At 68.1% G+C, this 12,260-nt stretch carries 18 protein-coding genes and 1 pseudogene; 7 read left to right on the top strand and 12 right to left on the bottom strand.

Features of this window, described 5'->3' with window-relative positions; genetic code table 11:
* Positions 1–6 precede the first annotated feature (6 nt).
* On the top strand, positions 7–441 hold the full coding sequence (locus tag ACWCRB_RS24265; RefSeq protein WP_450998033.1) for a hypothetical protein: 435 nt from the start codon (positions 7–9) through the stop codon (positions 439–441).
* Between the two features lie 7 nt (positions 442–448).
* Here ACWCRB_RS24265 and ACWCRB_RS24260 read toward each other — a convergent pair whose 3' ends face one another.
* On the bottom strand, positions 449–970 hold the full coding sequence (locus ACWCRB_RS24260) for a hypothetical protein (protein WP_450998032.1): 522 nt from the start codon (positions 968–970) through the stop codon (positions 449–451).
* A gap of 30 nt (positions 971–1,000) precedes the next feature.
* Here ACWCRB_RS24260 and ACWCRB_RS24255 point away from each other — a divergent pair, with 30 nt between their 5' ends.
* A complete protein-coding gene (locus ACWCRB_RS24255) occupies positions 1,001–1,132 on the top strand; it encodes a hypothetical protein (RefSeq protein WP_450998031.1) in 132 nt (43 codons plus the stop codon).
* A gap of 224 nt (positions 1,133–1,356) precedes the next feature.
* On the opposite strand, the gene ACWCRB_RS24250 is transcribed toward ACWCRB_RS24255, so the two are convergent.
* The 7 genes and pseudogenes from ACWCRB_RS24250 to ACWCRB_RS24220 all read right to left on the bottom strand — a co-directional run.
* Positions 1,357–1,752, bottom strand: coding sequence for a hypothetical protein (locus ACWCRB_RS24250; protein WP_450998030.1), 396 nt, complete (start codon positions 1,750–1,752; stop codon positions 1,357–1,359).
* 170 nt (positions 1,753–1,922) lie between these two features.
* The gene (locus tag ACWCRB_RS24245) at positions 1,923–2,453 is read right to left on the bottom strand and encodes an SMI1/KNR4 family protein (RefSeq protein WP_450998029.1); all 531 of its coding nucleotides are present in this window, start codon (positions 2,451–2,453) and stop codon (positions 1,923–1,925) included.
* Positions 2,454–2,897: 444 nt separating this feature from the next.
* The gene (locus ACWCRB_RS24240) at positions 2,898–3,278 is read right to left on the bottom strand and encodes an SH3 domain-containing protein (protein ID WP_369032285.1); all 381 of its coding nucleotides are present in this window, start codon (positions 3,276–3,278) and stop codon (positions 2,898–2,900) included.
* A gap of 98 nt (positions 3,279–3,376) precedes the next feature.
* Positions 3,377–4,384, bottom strand: coding sequence for an AraC-like ligand-binding domain-containing protein (locus ACWCRB_RS24235; RefSeq protein WP_450998028.1), 1,008 nt, complete (start codon positions 4,382–4,384; stop codon positions 3,377–3,379).
* A gap of 135 nt (positions 4,385–4,519) precedes the next feature.
* Complete coding sequence (locus ACWCRB_RS24230; protein ID WP_450998027.1) at positions 4,520–4,819, bottom strand: type II toxin-antitoxin system PemK/MazF family toxin; 300 nt, start codon at positions 4,817–4,819, stop codon at positions 4,520–4,522.
* Positions 4,816–5,046: a hypothetical protein gene (locus ACWCRB_RS24225; protein ID WP_369032288.1), complete on the bottom strand. Its 231-nt coding sequence runs from the start codon at positions 5,044–5,046 to the stop codon at positions 4,816–4,818. Before ACWCRB_RS24225 ends, ACWCRB_RS24230 begins: the two co-directional genes overlap by 4 nt.
* Positions 5,047–5,372: 326 nt before the next feature.
* Positions 5,373–5,621, bottom strand: a pseudogene (locus ACWCRB_RS24220) (DUF2267 domain-containing protein); the annotation flags it as partial.
* 20 nt (positions 5,622–5,641) lie between these two features.
* Between ACWCRB_RS24220 and ACWCRB_RS24215 the strand changes: the two are divergent.
* Positions 5,642–5,911 (top strand): pentapeptide repeat-containing protein, encoded by a 270-nt coding sequence (locus tag ACWCRB_RS24215; RefSeq protein ID WP_450998026.1) that lies wholly within the window; start codon positions 5,642–5,644, stop codon positions 5,909–5,911.
* Between the two features lie 139 nt (positions 5,912–6,050).
* Here ACWCRB_RS24215 and ACWCRB_RS24210 read toward each other — a convergent pair whose 3' ends face one another.
* Entirely contained in the window at positions 6,051–6,446 is a 396-nt protein-coding gene (locus ACWCRB_RS24210; RefSeq protein WP_450998025.1) for a nitroreductase/quinone reductase family protein, read from the bottom strand.
* A gap of 102 nt (positions 6,447–6,548) precedes the next feature.
* On the opposite strand from ACWCRB_RS24210, the gene ACWCRB_RS24205 reads away from it, so the two are divergent.
* Entirely contained in the window at positions 6,549–7,367 is an 819-nt protein-coding gene (locus ACWCRB_RS24205; RefSeq protein WP_450998047.1) for an endonuclease/exonuclease/phosphatase family protein, read from the top strand.
* A 137-nt stretch (positions 7,368–7,504) separates the two neighbouring features.
* Here the strand turns inward: ACWCRB_RS24205 and ACWCRB_RS24200 are convergent, their stop codons facing one another.
* The gene (locus tag ACWCRB_RS24200) at positions 7,505–7,789 is read right to left on the bottom strand and encodes a hypothetical protein (RefSeq protein WP_450998024.1); all 285 of its coding nucleotides are present in this window, start codon (positions 7,787–7,789) and stop codon (positions 7,505–7,507) included.
* Between the two features lie 25 nt (positions 7,790–7,814).
* Between ACWCRB_RS24200 and ACWCRB_RS24195 the strand changes: the two genes are divergently transcribed.
* Entirely contained in the window at positions 7,815–8,537 is a 723-nt protein-coding gene (locus ACWCRB_RS24195) for an LAETG motif-containing sortase-dependent surface protein (protein ID WP_450998023.1), read from the top strand.
* Positions 8,538–8,555: 18 nt separating this feature from the next.
* Here the strand turns inward: ACWCRB_RS24195 and ACWCRB_RS24190 are convergent, their stop codons facing one another.
* Positions 8,556–8,879, bottom strand: coding sequence for a hypothetical protein (locus tag ACWCRB_RS24190; protein WP_450998022.1), 324 nt, complete (start codon positions 8,877–8,879; stop codon positions 8,556–8,558).
* On the opposite strand from ACWCRB_RS24190, the gene ACWCRB_RS24185 reads away from it, so the two are divergent.
* Positions 8,878–9,606 (top strand): LAETG motif-containing sortase-dependent surface protein, encoded by a 729-nt coding sequence (locus ACWCRB_RS24185; RefSeq protein ID WP_450998021.1) that lies wholly within the window; start codon positions 8,878–8,880, stop codon positions 9,604–9,606. The genes ACWCRB_RS24190 and ACWCRB_RS24185 overlap by 2 nt on opposite strands.
* A 15-nt stretch (positions 9,607–9,621) precedes the next feature.
* On the opposite strand, the gene ACWCRB_RS24180 is transcribed toward ACWCRB_RS24185, so the two are convergent.
* A complete protein-coding gene (locus ACWCRB_RS24180) occupies positions 9,622–11,172 on the bottom strand; it encodes a CehA/McbA family metallohydrolase (RefSeq protein WP_450998020.1) in 1,551 nt (516 codons plus the stop codon).
* Positions 11,173–11,405: 233 nt separating this feature from the next.
* On the opposite strand from ACWCRB_RS24180, the gene ACWCRB_RS24175 reads away from it, so the two are divergent.
* Complete coding sequence (locus ACWCRB_RS24175) at positions 11,406–12,251, top strand: LLM class F420-dependent oxidoreductase (RefSeq protein WP_450998019.1); 846 nt, start codon at positions 11,406–11,408, stop codon at positions 12,249–12,251.
* Positions 12,252–12,260 lie beyond the last annotated feature (9 nt).

Below are 12,260 nucleotides of genomic sequence, written 5' to 3'. Positions count from 1 at the left end.
GTAAGCATGAGTAAGTTCGAACTGGACGATGTCCTCCCGCTTATGCTGAAGATGGTTCCAGAAACAAGATCCTTCGTAGAGGCTATGTACGAAGTTCCGCCTGGCGGCATAGTTCCGGTGCGAGAGTCCGGATCGGACATCTATGCATTCCTGTTGGACTGTCTTGCGTATCCTGTCCTTCTGCCTGAACTTAGAAAGTCAGAGCCGAATTCGGATCTCGTGAAAAGGTGCTTCAGTTTTGCTGAGATGGTTATGGGAATTCCTGGCATGGTGCCACGCGGGGCAGTGTACTTTCAGATTCTTGAACAGTTGATGGAGTCGGAGACTGTACTAATGAATTCTCTCCCCTTCTTGACGGGGGTGGTGCGTGAAAGAGTGATGAGTATGCTCTCCGATTTCGATGTGGAAATTCCCCTTGCTAATGATGAGGCGACCGATTGACTCTGCGCTAAATGCTGCGCCGTCCGTGTCGTCCGCCGGGCGGAGCGATGACATCATGTGGGCGCCGCAGTGCGGGTTCGGCGTCATAGACGGCGGCCAGGGTCGCCATGCGTTTGCGGGCTGGTTTCTCCCCGGCAGCGAGCCGGGTGCGGAAGAGCCCCCGGCGGGCAGCGGCTTTGGCGGTCGCGGGCCGCAAGGAGTCCGGGCGCATCACGATGCCCTTGCCGTCCACCGAGATCACCAGCAGCGTCCCGGCGATGCAGGGGGTCGGGATCCGGGCGCGGTAGAAGGCGTCGATGTCCACGGCGGCTTCCACGACCAGGTCTTCGACCTGACGTTTGCCGATTACCGGCCCGCAGCGGCGGCAGACCGCCCCAGTCGCGGTGTCGAAGGAGGACCGGACCGATTCCAGGACGGCCAGCCGGGCCAGGGAGTACGAGTGCCGCCGCTTCGGCAGCGACAGGACCGAGTCGGCCGGGTAGACGTTCGTCGTGCCGGGGTGCCGCCATGCGCACCGGCGCACGGTCACGGTTCCGAACAGTGTGGCCAGCTGCCGCTGATGGCCCCGTTCCAGACGGGGGCGGGGCAGACGGTCCGGGCCAACCACCACGGGTGGGTGAGTGCGGGCGGCTTCCTCCTCGCGCAGGGCGCGCAGATCGAGGTGGTCCTGCAGGAGCTGGCGCAGCAGTAACCTCCCTCGGTGGTCAAGGAGTTCTTCCAGCTCGTGGTGAGGGAGTTGGCTGGTGGCCGGGTGATGAAGGTCAGCGACGAGTGCGTTGTACAAGTTCGTCGAGGGCGCAAACAGGTCAGGTGTCGGCGCCGTGTCGTAGCGTTCCACCGTGGGCTCTTCTCTCGGCGGTACTGGTTGTTGGCACGTCCGACCGTAGAGAGAAGAGCCTCTTGGTCACCATCCCTTCACGCGCCGCCGTCTCGGGACGGCAGAGTGAACCTGCCCGGCCCGTCCTCGGTCAGCCAGCCGCGCTCCACCAGCCTCTTCAGTTTCGACCGCAGCCCTTCGACCTTGGAGCGGTCCACGCTCAGCCCGGCCGCCTCGGCCACCTGCATCGCCCGCATCGGATGGCCGGCATCGGCGATCACCTCGATGAGGTCCTGATAGGTGTTCGGCAGCACCGAGGTGTCCAGGCCCGGACGCCAGGGCGGCACCGTCTGTACTCCGATCGGGGAACCGTCGCCGAACCGGGAGGCCGACGGCGGCGTTTCTGCCTCCGCTTGCCCGGTCCGTTCGGCCGTCGAGGAGTGCTCGCCAGCCTCATCAAGGATCTCAGTGACCGTTTCCCGGGCGATCTCCAATCGGGACAGCCGCTGCTCAACCGACGCGAGTAGGGTAGTCAACTCCGCTATCTCCTAGCGGAGTTGCTTCACCCGCGCGCGGGCGGCCGACTCCCGCTGTTCGAGTTCTTCGATCAACGAGCCCATCGCCACCCACCGTTCTGCCGAAGCGATACCGGCCTGCCTGGAGACTAGAGATACCCAGGTTCACCCGTGGCCACGAACCGGACCAGGGACCGCTCCAACAGCTCCAGGAAGTGGCGCAAGTCGTCAGCCACCCTGTCGAGTTCAGGCTCATCCAGCGAGGCTGCCCGCGTCCGGAGGACCGAGCCGTCAGGGCCCACGACGTAGGACAGGCCGCCCCCGTCCGATCCGATCACCAACCCGCACGGCTCCTGGCTCTCGCCGACCCGGACGGCCCCGTAATCCGCGAGGTGCTCAAGGACGTCACGCGCAGGATGGATGAAGTAGCCGTTGCCGACGTCCTCCCATACGACTTCGCCGATGCTGCCGTAGAAAGTGACCAGGTCCTCGGGTGCCCGAGCATCGCTGCCCAGAGCGCGCACGACGTCTTGATCGTCGTGGTCGGTCAGACGGATCAGGTTGGTACCCGGGGGAAAACCGTGCTTTCGCTCGAACTCCCACGCCATCTCACCCAGCACGCCTGAGACTGCACTCGTCCACGAAGACAGCCAGGCTGGCGACAACGAACGCTCACTCACGAGGCCAGATCCTGTCATGAGCTGCAGACATCCGTCCCTGGAGAAGAGCTACACCCAATTCAAATTGCGGACCTGCCAGCACATTCAACGTGCCTGAGCAGCCAGGTGTTTACACCATTCACCTCAACGACGGCACCAAGTATGTGGGAATGTCCACGACGAACATCAACAGTCGCGTCGCAGCCTCTATGAGCTCGAAGCATGCAGTCGGATCGCGTGGCTATGGTCCGGCTGATGTTGAGAACGTCACCCCTTCTCGGCGAACATGCGGCGCGCAGCCACTGGCCGAGCAGACACTACAGATCGACGAAGCCCATGTACGGGTCGTCCGGCCCGTACATGGGCTTCGCCCCCCCCCGCACCGCCGACAGACCCTTCCCCATAGCCCGTACGCCCGTGTCGAGAACGTTCGTGGCCCGCGGAGCCGGTGGGGCAGTGCCGGGGTCAGCAGGCCGCGGTTGCTCCGCCGTCGTCGAGGTTGTCGTCGGAGAACCAGCCCTCGGTGCTGGTGCCGGAGATACGCGCGTACGTCCAGGTGTTGCCGTAGTCGTTGACGACGTAGCAGTGGTAGTAGAGGTAGGTCCCGGCGTACGTCTGGCCGGTGTTGCCGCAAGCGGCGTAGGGGCCGGTCTTCAGGGCGTACGTGCCCGTGGAGTAACCCGCGCCGGAGTCGTTGTTGCTGTGGCCCCAGCCGCTGCAGCTGATCGCCGCGGCGGCGCTGCCCGGGGTCGCCGTGGCCAGGTTGGCACCGGCCGCCAGACCGAGGGCGGCGAGGGAAACGCCCAGCGTGCGACGTACCTTGCGGGAAACTCTGGAACTTGCCATCAGGCGTCCTCCTGAGAACACGGGGAGCTGATCTCCCCGCTCCTCGGCCATCCTGTGCGGCGCAGCCCGGAAGGTCGTTAGCGATCGGCGCCCAGTGCCTAGCGTTGCGTGCCGGGTGTCATGTGGCTCGGGGTACCGGCGGGGAGCGCGAGGGCGCGGTAGTCGCTGGGCGGCATTCCGTACGCGGCGCGGAAGGAGCGGGTGAAGTCGGCGGGGCGGCGGAAACCCCACCGTGCGGCGATGGAGTGGATGGTGCGGGAGACGAGTGACGGGTCGGCCAGGTCGTGGCAGCAGCGCTCCAGGCGTTGCCGCCTGATCAACGCGCCCACTGTCGTGTCCTGTTGCTCGAAGAGCCGGTGCAACTGGCGCAGGGAGATCTGATGGGCCGCGGCGACAAGTCCGGGGCTGAGCTCCGGATCGGCCAGGTGATGCCGAATGAACGCCTGGATGCGCAGGACCAATACGCGCTGGTGGCTCTCCGGCAACAGGGCGCGTCCGGCGTCGAGTTCGTGCGCGAGGGTCGCGGACAGCAGGTCGACCAGAACGGTGGCCAGTCGGGGTCCGTCCGTCGGCCGGAACAGGTCGGCGTCCTGGGACAGCCGCAGCATGAACTGCGCCAGCAGCGCCGCCACACCGCGCTGCGTGGTCAGCGAAACGGCGGTGAGGCCGAGGACGCGGTTCATGGGCAGGGCGAGCAGGGATCTGGGGATCTGGACGACGAGGTTCCCGGCGAGACCCTCACCGTTGGACACCCAGCCCTGGTGGGGGTGGGAGGTGTCGTAGAGGACCAGGTCGTACAGGCCGGGCAGGGCGTCACGGCCGTGCTGGGACAGTGCCTGCCTGCCGCTGAGGATGAGCCCGGCACAGAGCTGTTCGGGGTCGCTCTCGCGGATCAGCCTCGGGGTCCGTTGGAACCGCATGGTCGACAACGACAGGTGACTCACCTGCACGGTGCCCAGATCCAGGAATCTCATCGACGCCCGGAACTCGTTCGGACGGTGGACGTAGAGGTCGGACGCCGCGAGTGAACGACTCATGTGGTCGTGCCAGTGCGGAACCCGCTCTGCGGCGGGCAGCGCACCGTTGTCGTAGGCCGTCACCATCATGGTCTCCCCCTTGATCCGAACCGGAGGGAATGCTGCGCTCGCTTGCGTACGGCCACAATGGATCGGCGCGCCAACAATCAGGCCACTTCGGCCACTTCAGCCACAGCCACTTCCGCTCTGAGTCGTATCGGGGAGCTACAGGTCGAAGGCGGGCCGAAGCCCGATCTCGACGGCCCCCATGACCCGTTCGTCCACTGGTCCCAGGTCCTCGGTGAAGCGAGGGGCGGACAAAGTGCGGAACTCGCCGAGCACGATGGTGCCCGAAGAGGGGGCACTGACGGGAATGTCGACGAGTGTCGCCTCGCGCACCTGCTGCGGGTAGATCAGTGCGCAGGTGGCGGTCTTGTTCTGAGCGTTCAGTGCATCGGATGAGATCACCAGGACGTGCGCCTGACCTCCGGAGAAAGAAAGCTGGTAGACGTGTCCGCGCTTCACCGGCCCGCCACCCGTGCCCAGCGCTCCAACGTGGTGTCCTCGGTTTCGGCGGGTTCCGCAGCGCTGGTCATGATTCCGGCCTCGGCCCGCACCCGCGCGGATTTTTCCAGCTCCTCGGAGAGCATCTGGCGGCGCAGTATCCGGGCGGTGTACGCGGAGGCGTTTCCCTTGGCCTTCACGAAGGCGGCCACCTCGTCGGGCAGGCTCATCGTCATGTTCACTGTCATGCGGTCATCATGCTCTGCGTCATGTTGACCCATGCCGCGCAACCGGATCGTCGTCCGGCAGGAGGTGGGCCGTGCGCGTGGCGCTACGGGATGCGGGCCGCCGACACGCGCGTGATCACGCGCGCTGACGGTTGTCGCGCGGCGTTGCACGGGTTCATCCGAGCAAGTCCGCCGCTTCCGGCCGGGGTCTTCGACACCTCGGTGCTCACGCAGGACATCACCGCGGAGCTGAAGCGGGGCATCCCGTCCTCGATCCTTGCCGGGATGCACCACGGGACCGTTGGGCGGGTTCGGTGGCGTGCTGCGCGTTCCGTCTCCGTGCGCTGTCAGGCGGCCTGGGTGAGTTCGGCGCGGCCGAACAGCAGGGCGTAGCCGGAGGGGAGTTGGGCGAGGATACGGCTGATGAGGTCCTCGCCGGCGAGCTGGGCCACGATGCGCAGGACGGTTCCGGTGTCCCAGCGGGTGGTGGCCGGACTGCCGCCGGTGTGGGTCGCCAGGTCCTTCACGAAGGCCCAGCCTGTGACAGGTTCGGTGGCGGGGACCTGGGAGGTGAGGGCGACGGCGGCCCAATGCGGATCTGGCGCGGTCGCACCTCGTGCGAGCCGACCTGAGGCGGATCCAGGCGGCCGGAGCGCACTTCGACGACACGTATCTGACCAGGGCCGAAATGGAGGACGCCCGTCTGCAGCGGGCCAGCCTCGTCCGGGCCAGTCTGCCGGGCGCGGTCCTGCGCGGAGCGGACTTGAGGGAGGCCGATCTCCGTGACGCGGACCTTACCGGCGCCGACTTCACCGGCGCGAAGAACCTGTTGACAGCCGGTTTCAATGGTGCGGTCCTCAAGAACACCCGAGGTTTGCCTTCCTGACCGCAGCCCGACCTCCCCACCTCGACGAATTGTGTTGGCCGTTCTCACCAGGGCACCAGGTCCATTGCTCGCAGGGAACCGGACAGTGCGCCCAGGACGCTGTCCACTCCCTTCACTTGCTCTCCCTTCACTTCTTCTTTCACTCCCCCAGATCCACCCGCACCGTCAGCAGATTCGTCCCCATGGTCCGTACGCCCGTGCTGTTCACCTTCGGCAGTGTTCGCAGCCGGGCGATCGGGTCGTCGTCCGGGAGGAGGTGGGCCGTGCCCACGTGCCAGCGCCCGCCGACCCGCACCCGCACCCTCGGGTTCGCCTTGATGTTCCGTACGTACTGGGACTTCTCGCCGAACTCCGAGACCAGCCAGAACTCGTTGCCGATGCGGCGGCCGCCGAGCGGGGTGACGCGGGGGAGGCCCGAGGTGCGGCCCGTGGTCTCCAGGAGGGTCTGGAAGGGGAGGCGGCGGGTGACGGGGTTGCCGATGCGGCGCTGGAAGGTGGTCGCGGCCTTGAATCTGAACTCTGTGAAGCGGGACATGTTGGTCTTGTGCCTCCTGCTCTCGTGCCGCTGCTGTCGCGTGCTCTTGAATGGTCTCCCAGAGGGGCAAGAGCTGGGTGAGATGGGTGGGCGGTGGCGAGTATGCGCGTGGTGACCTGGAACCTGTGGTGGCGGTTCGGGCCCTGGGAGGCGCGGCAGAAGGCGATTCTGTCCGTGTTACGGGATCTGCGGCCGGATGTCGTCGGGCTTCAGGAGGTCTGGGAATGCGGTGGCGAGAACCTTGCCGCCTGGCTTGCCGATGAGCTCGGTCTGCACTGGACCTGGGCTCCTTCCGGTGCCCCCGAGCGCTGGCAGCGGCGTATCGGGGGCGCGAAGGTCGACGTCGGGAACGCGGTGCTGAGTCGCTGGCCCGTCGTCGAGAGCGAGGCGATGCGGTTGCCGGCGCCGGAGGAGCTGGACGACGGACGGCTTGCGCTCTACGCGCGGCTCGCCGCCCCCGGCCATCACGTGCCCTTCTTCACCACTCACCTCACCTCCGCGTCCCACGCTTCGGCGGTGCGCTGCCAACAGGTCACCGCCCTCGCGGAGTTCGTGGCGAAGCGGCGTGACGGCACCGCCTTCCCGCCCGTCATCACCGGCGACTTCAACGCCTGGCCCGACTCCGACGAGATCCGGCTGCTCGGTGGTTACAAGACGGCCCCGGCTGTTCCGGGGCAGGTTTTTCTCGACGCCTGGGAACTGGCCGATCCGGCGGCCCCCGCCGCTACTTGGGACGCCGCCAATCCGTACGTCGCCGCCGGGTTCGGGCCCAGCGTGCGGATCGACTACGTCTTCGTCGGGCCTCCTGGGCGCGGCGGGCTCGGGCATGTGCGCAAGGTGGAGCGGGCCGGGCACGGGGTCGTGGAGGGCATCTGGCCGTCCGATCACGCGGCGGTGGTGGCGGATCTGGCGTCCGCCTGAGCCGTGAGTTGTGCCGGGCTCGACCTCCCGGCACAACCATCCGGCCGCCACAGCGGTCACACCGGTGTCAGTAGAACTTGCGCGAGAACGTGCGCGACGACGTGCGCTTCGCGCTGCCGACTTCCTTTCACCGGGGGCTACTTCATGAGATCTCGCCGTGCTTTGGCGCGCCCTGCCGCAGCGGTGGCCGCCGCGCTGATCCCGGCGGCGCTGCTGTGCGGGACGGTCGCGACGACCACCGCGTACGCCACGGAGTCGCCGAGCCCGTCGGCCTCGGCCCCGGCGTCGAGTGAGTCCGCGTCGCCGTCCCCGTCCGGCTCGGCGTCCGCGTCGGCCTCCGCGAGCGTCTCACCGTCGGCGTCCGTCTCCCCGTCCGTGTCCGCGTCGCCCACTGGTCCGCAGTGCCCCAGCAAACCGGGCAAGGACGACAAGATCCTCTCTCTCACCATGTCGGGCAAGACCAGAAACTTCGTCCCGGGCGGTCCTTGGAGCGGTGTCACGCTCAAGATGGAGAACCGCTCGGACACCGCTCTGAAGGACGTCGTTGTCAGGCTGGCGAAGCTGGCCTACGACGAGGTGCCCGACGCGCCGTTGGAGCAACAGCAGTACGTCAACATCCAGCGGTGGGACGCGGACTCCCGTACCTGGGCGGAAATCCCGTGGAGCGAGAGCGAGATGGTCGGCTCGCTGCCCTCTGTCGACCTGGCAGCCCACAAGACCGCGGCCGTTGCTCTCCGTATGAGCGTCGAAGCCGACTGGCCCCACGGTCGCTTCCCGGACTTCGAGGACAAGTACATCGGGTCCGGCTGGCTCGAACCCATGCCTACCGGCATCAGCGACGAAGGTGTGTGTGGGTACGGGGAGAACTGGTCGTTCGTCATTGCCAAGCCCGGCACGGGCACCGGAGAGGGCGACGGTGACGGAGCCACCTCCACGCCCACCTCCACGCCGACCAGTGGCACCGGCGGCGGCAACACTCCCAGCCCGCAGACCGGCAGCAGCACCGCCCCGGTCACCTCTGACACCACTCCCACCGGCGACCTGGCCCACACCGGTTCCTCCTCGGCGCTTCCGGTGATCGCCGGCGTGGGCGGCGCGGCCGTGGCCCTCGGCGCCGGTGCCGTGTACGTCGTACGGCGCCGCAGGTCCGGGACGGGCACCCATGCCTGACGCCACTTACTCCGCAGGTCAACTTCCTTCCACCGAGGGCAACTTCATGAGATCTCGCCGCATCCTGTCCCGCCCTGCCCTGGCGCTCGGCGCCACGCTGATCCCGGCGGCGTTGCTGTCGGGAACGGTCGCGAGCACCGCGTACGCCACGGACTCGCCGAGTCCGTCGGCCTCGGCGCCGGCGACGAGTGAATCCGCGTCGTCGTCCCCGTCCGGCTCGGAGTCGGCGTCGTCCTCGGCGAGTGCCTCACCGTCGGTGTCCGCCTCCCCGTCCGTGTCCGCCTCGCCCACCAATGGGGAGCAGGAGTGCCCCAGCGAGCCGGGCAAGGACGACGAGATCATGTACTTCACCGTGTCGGGTGAGACCAGGAAATTTGTCGCGGGCGGTGCCTGGCACGGTGTCACGGTCAAGGTGGAGAACCGCTCCGACACCGCCGTGAAGGGCGTCGCTGTCGAGGTGATGAAATTCGCGTACGAGGAGGCGCCCGACGCGCCCTTGGAGCATCAGGACTACGTCAATATGCAGCGATGGGACGCCAAGTCCCGTACCTGGGCGGAAATCCCCTGGGACGAGAACGAGACAGAGGGGTGGCTGCCCCCTGTCGACGTTGCTCCGCGCGGGTCCGTGACTCTGGCCCTCCGCATGAGCGTCGAAAAGGACTTCCCCCCTTACCCCTATGCCGACCCGGACGACAAAGTCATCGGGTCCGGCTACATCACGCTCCACTCCTCCGGCACCGAGGACGAGGGTCTGTGCGGGTACGTGAAGTACTGGGGCTACAGCATCTACAAGCCCGGAACCGACACTGGTGAGGACGGCGGCGGCGAAGCCACCCCCACGCCCACGTCCACGCCGACCAGCGGGACAGGCGGCAGCACCCCCACCCCGCAGACCGGCAGTAGCACCGCACCGGTCACCCCCGACCCCACCCCCACCGGCGACCTCGCCCACACCGGCTCCTCCTCCGCCCTCCCGGTGATCGCCGGCGTCGGCGCCGTCGCCGTGGGCCTCGGCGCCGGTGCCGTGTACGTCGTACGGCGCCGCAAGTCCGGCACCGAGGCCTCCTGACCGGACCCGACCCCGCTACCGGCCCAGGAAGATCGGGTTTGTGAACGCCGCCAACGCCCCGGGCAGAGGTGCGAGTACGGCCTCGTGCCGCACCTCCGCCCGGACGTATGCCGCGTACTGAGCCGTCGTACGCCACTCCACGACCCCCGCGCCCGCCACCGGCAGCACCGCACTCGTGAACAGCACGCCCTGGTCCGTCACGAAGCGGACCGTGCAGCGCGGGGCGCCGGACACCTCCAGGCGGACCGTCACCGGGGCGTCCTTCGACACCTTCAACCGGCCCCCGATGTCCGCGTGTTCGCCCTTCGGACCGGACGCCGTGAAGGAGAGGGTGATTGATTTGGACTCGGCTACGTAGGAACGTCCTGCCTTCAGGCCCTCCTGGATCGCCTCCCGGGTCAGGTCGTCGGCCAGGACGACCGTCTGCGGGACGCCCACCGGGTCGGGGTCGCGGTGGGCGTCGCTGTTGCCCATGGCCGGAATCCAGCCGCGCGAGCCCGAGGAGCCCTCCCGTTCCCGTACAGAGGCGACCAGCATGCCGTCCCAGTCCGCCAGCGCCACCTCGTCCTCGGGCGAGTAGGAGCCGTTCCACACCTCCACCGCGTCCGCCTCGTTGAAGCCGAACTTCCAGTTGCAGCCGACGCAGGTGGCGTGCGGGTGGGCCGGGACGACCAGGCCGCCCGCCTTCCGGATCTGGCGCGCGTACTTGCCGAAGCGGTTGTCGCGGGCGCGGTACCGCCAGTCCACGAAAGTGCCTGGGTCGATGCCGAGCGCGACGACGTGACCGTTCCGGGTCGTCACCTCCTCGCCCAGCATGATGAGGAGGTCGTCGCCCGCCTCGTCGGCCCAATGGGCGTGTGCCGACTGGGTGTTGTGCTCGGACGAGTTGATGAAGTCCAGGCCCGCCGCCCGGGCGAGAGCCGCGAGTTCCGCCGGGGTACGGCGGCCGTCCGAGTACCAGGAGTGCAGGTGGCAGTCGCCCCGGTACCAGGCCCGGCCCCGTCCTTTCGCGCGCTCGGGCGGGTAGACCGGGTCGACGACCTCGCCGGGCTCGCCGTAGGCCAGCGTGATGGTGATCTCGTACGAGAGCCCCTGCGGCGAGACCGTGTAGGGGCCCAGCGCGATGTGCCAGGTGCCGGCCTTCACCGGGCCGGGGATGTAGCCGGGGGTGGCGTCGTCCGCGCGGACGAAGAACTCCGTGCGCGCCCCGCCCGACCAGCCCCGGAAGCCCTTGCCGCCCAGTTCGGTGCCGCGCTGGTCGAAGACACCGATGTCGAGCGCGTTGCCCGCGGTGCCGGCCGGGACGGACGGGCGGTCGTAGCTGTACGCGACCTTCAACTCCCGTACGCCCTCAGGGATTTCGACGGGGAGATAGACGAAGTCTGGGGAGCCGGTGGGCAGTGTGCCCCGTACCGTCTTCGTCTCGGTGCCGGGGGTCGCGGCCGCCGGGTTGCCATCGGAGAAGGTCACGCTTCCCAACGTAAGCGCGGCGGCGGCTCCCGTCACGAAGAGGGCGCGTCTGGCCAGCCCGTTTCCCGTGCCGGTTCCGTGGTCGTCTTCGCACATGCTGCTGCTCCCAGAGTGTCGGGGTATGACGTGGGCGATGTGACGTGGGTGACGCAGTGGTGGCGTGTAGCACCTTCATAGCCACTCTCGGGTCCGGGAGTGAACGCCCGTACAAGACAGGGGAATCGCCATCTTTCGAGCGCGCAGCGCACATCCGTCCCGAACCCCCGCCGCCGGGCAATGCCGACTGGTCGGTATGGACAGACGGCGTGCCGCCCGGTACAGATATGGACATGCGCCTAGCCGTCACGATCTTCCTCACCGACGAGACGATCACCCCGACCCGCCTCGCCCGTGAGCTGGAACAGCGCGGGTTCGCCGGGCTGTACCTGCCCGAGCACACGCACATCCCGGTCGAGCGAACCACCCCGTACCCGGCGGGCGGCGACCTGCCGCCCGAGTACGGCCGTACGCTCGACCCCTTCGTCGCGCTCGGCCAGGCCGCCGCCGTCACCGAGCGGCTCGCCCTCGGCACGGGCATCACGCTCGTCGCCCAGCACGACCCGATCGACCTCGCCAAGCAGATCGCGACCCTGGATCATCTGTCCGGCGGGCGCTTCACCCTCGGCCTCGGCTACGGCTGGAACGTCGAGGAAGCCGCCGACCACGGGGTGGAATGGCGTACGCGGCGCGCGCTGATCCGGGACCGGATGGCGCTGATGCGCGCCCTGTGGTCGGACGAACCGACCGCGTACGAGGGCGAGTTCGGGAGTGTGCGGGCGAGTACGGCGTACCCGAAGCCGGTGCAGAAGCCGCGCGGGCCGGTCGTCGGACCACGCACCCTGATCGGTGGCTCGGCGGGGCCGAAACTGTTCGCGCACATCAGCGAGTACGCCGACGGCTGGCTGCCGATCGGCGGGCGCGGCCTGACCGAGTCGCTGCCCGTACTGCGGTCGGTGTGGGCCGACGCGGGCCGCGACCCGGCCGCCCTCCAGGTCGTCCCGTACGCCATCCAGCCGACCCCGGGCAAGCTCGCGCACTACGCCGACCTCGGGATCGAGGAGGCCGTGGTACAGCTGCCGCCGGTCGGCGAGGCGGAGGCGCTGAGCCTGCTGGACGCGTACGCCCCGTATCTGTAGCTCAGCGGG

This window comes from Streptomyces sp. NPDC002156 (genome assembly GCF_053593675.1).
Note: the sequence above shows the minus strand (reverse complement) of the source record. Positions and strands in the feature narration are given on the sequence as shown.

Excerpts from the sequence above, each read along its gene's own strand:
- ACWCRB_RS24210 (WP_450998025.1), bottom strand. The coding sequence starts at position 6,446 with ATGTCCCGCTTCACAGAGTTCAGATTCAAGGCCGCGACCACCTTCCAG.
- ACWCRB_RS24175 (WP_450998019.1), top strand. The coding sequence starts at position 11,406 with ATGCGCCTAGCCGTCACGATCTTCCTCACCGACGAGACGATCACCCCG.
- ACWCRB_RS24235 (WP_450998028.1), bottom strand. The coding sequence starts at position 4,384 with ATGATGGTGACGGCCTACGACAACGGTGCGCTGCCCGCCGCAGAGCGG.
- ACWCRB_RS24225 (WP_369032288.1), bottom strand. The coding sequence starts at position 5,046 with ATGACAGTGAACATGACGATGAGCCTGCCCGACGAGGTGGCCGCCTTC.
- ACWCRB_RS24195 (WP_450998023.1), top strand. The coding sequence starts at position 7,815 with ATGTCGGGCAAGACCAGAAACTTCGTCCCGGGCGGTCCTTGGAGCGGT.
- ACWCRB_RS24240 (WP_369032285.1), bottom strand. The coding sequence starts at position 3,278 with ATGGCAAGTTCCAGAGTTTCCCGCAAGGTACGTCGCACGCTGGGCGTT.
- ACWCRB_RS24265 (WP_450998033.1), top strand. The coding sequence starts at position 7 with ATGAGTAAGTTCGAACTGGACGATGTCCTCCCGCTTATGCTGAAGATG.
- ACWCRB_RS24185 (WP_450998021.1), top strand. The coding sequence starts at position 8,878 with ATGTACTTCACCGTGTCGGGTGAGACCAGGAAATTTGTCGCGGGCGGT.
- ACWCRB_RS24255 (WP_450998031.1), top strand. The coding sequence starts at position 1,001 with ATGGCCCCGTTCCAGACGGGGGCGGGGCAGACGGTCCGGGCCAACCAC.
- ACWCRB_RS24205 (WP_450998047.1), top strand. The coding sequence starts at position 6,549 with ATGCGCGTGGTGACCTGGAACCTGTGGTGGCGGTTCGGGCCCTGGGAG.
- ACWCRB_RS24180 (WP_450998020.1), bottom strand. The coding sequence starts at position 11,172 with ATGTGCGAAGACGACCACGGAACCGGCACGGGAAACGGGCTGGCCAGA.
- ACWCRB_RS24190 (WP_450998022.1), bottom strand. The coding sequence starts at position 8,879 with ATGATCTCGTCGTCCTTGCCCGGCTCGCTGGGGCACTCCTGCTCCCCA.